The organism is Nocardia sp. NPDC051911 (genome assembly GCF_040681035.1).
In the GTDB taxonomy this organism is placed as follows: domain Bacteria; phylum Actinomycetota; class Actinomycetes; order Mycobacteriales; family Mycobacteriaceae; genus Nocardia; species Nocardia sichangensis.
Map to the genome: position 1 here is coordinate 1 of NZ_JBFAXY010000104.1, position 1,550 is coordinate 1,550.

Here is a 1,550-nt window from a genome sequence, read left to right on the forward strand (position 1 = left end):
GGGCGGTGTCCTGCGGCGTGATCACCTGGTCGGCGCGGGAGGCGATGGCCGTGTACCGGAGACCGGGCACGGTTTCGCCTCCCGTGTTCAGCCGGTTCAGCAGTGGTGACCCGGCCACCTGCTGCTGGCCCGGAGTCCCGAAGACCTGGGCCGCGATCTGCGCGTCGCCCAGGCCGAGCGCGGCCAGGTCCGGATAGCTGCCGCGCAACCCGGCCCAGGTCGAGCCGCGATACGGCGTGCCGAGAGTCACCACTTGGGACACCGCCTCCGCGCCGCGGGCGCGCAGATACTGCCGGATCACCGTGCCGCCGGTGGAGTGGCCGACCAGCGCCACCCGGCTCGCGCCCGTCGTCTCCCGCACCGCCCGCACGACTTCGGCGAGCTCGCCCGCCATTCGATCGATGTCGGCCACGCCGTAGACGACACGTCCCAGCAGTGCGGCGCCGATCGGCCCGACGCCGGTGGAGCTGGAGCCGGTCTGCCCGCTCACCGCGTCGACGACACCCGGCGCGGCGCCGAGATTCGCGGCGAACACGCAATGTCCTTCGGCCCGGATGGCCGGCGCGAGCAGGGGGAAGCTGCGGCCGATATCGGTGCCCGAGCCGTGCACGAGCACCACCGGCTCCGGTCGCGCCGGTGTGGGCAGGCAAGACCAGTCGTTGGCGCCGTCCAGCGCCGGTGTCTCCGGGGCGGCGGCCGCGGTCGGCGCATGGCACAGCGCCACACAGGCAGCGGCCATCATGAGGCCGACGACGCGCGCGGCCCGAGTGCGAACAGTCATTTCGAATTCCCGCGGATCAGATTCCCAATGGAGCGGCCAGCGTCGGCCACGAATCCTTCAGCGCGTCCTCCCAATAGCCCCAGGAATGGGTGCCTTCCGGGCGGAAGTTGTATCGCGCGGGGATTCCGAGGCTGTCCAGCCGGTCTTTCATGTTGTGCGAGCAGTAATTGGTGGCCGCTTCGATCACACCGCCGACGACGAGCTGATTCGCGAAACCCCACGGACCGTTCAGCGAATATTTCCCGCCGTATCGGTCGTAGACGCCGGGCACGCCATTTCCACTGGCGATGTAGATGGATTTTCCACGCAATCCCTCCGCCTGCACGTAGGGATCATTGGCCACCCATTGCGGGTCGCCCGCGGGCCCCCACATGTTGTCCAGTTCCGCGAGACCCCATTCCTCGACGGTCAGCCGGACGAACTCACGGCCGACCGGATCGCTGGTCTGCGCGCAACCGCTGTATGCGGCGACGCCGGAGTACAGGTCACCCGTGGTCGCGGCGAGCGCGAGTGTCGTGGTCCCCGACATCGAGAACCCCGCGAGGGCATTGCGCCCGCTGGTCCCGAGATACGAGTCGATCAGCGGAGGCAGTTCGCGGCTCAGGAAGGTCCGCCACTTCTGGCGCCCCAACCTGGCGTCGTCCTTCTCCCAGTCCGCGTAGTAGCTGAACATGCCGCCGATCGGCGTGACCGCGTGCACGTTCTTGTCCGCGAGGAATTGCATCGCGTCGGTCTTCGTGGCCCAGGTCGAGCCGTCGATGCCACCGGC

The 1,550-nt window shown here is 69.1% G+C and carries 2 protein-coding genes; both read right to left on the reverse strand.

Features of this window, described 5'->3' with window-relative positions; translation table 11 throughout:
- Positions 1-781 (reverse strand): alpha/beta fold hydrolase (locus tag AB0L97_RS38600; RefSeq protein WP_364440015.1); only part of this gene is annotated, 781 nt, incomplete at its 3' end.
- Positions 782-797: 16 nt separating this feature from the next.
- Positions 798-1,550: alpha/beta hydrolase family protein (locus tag AB0L97_RS38605; protein WP_364440017.1), on the reverse strand; the 753-nt coding region annotated here is incomplete at its 5' end.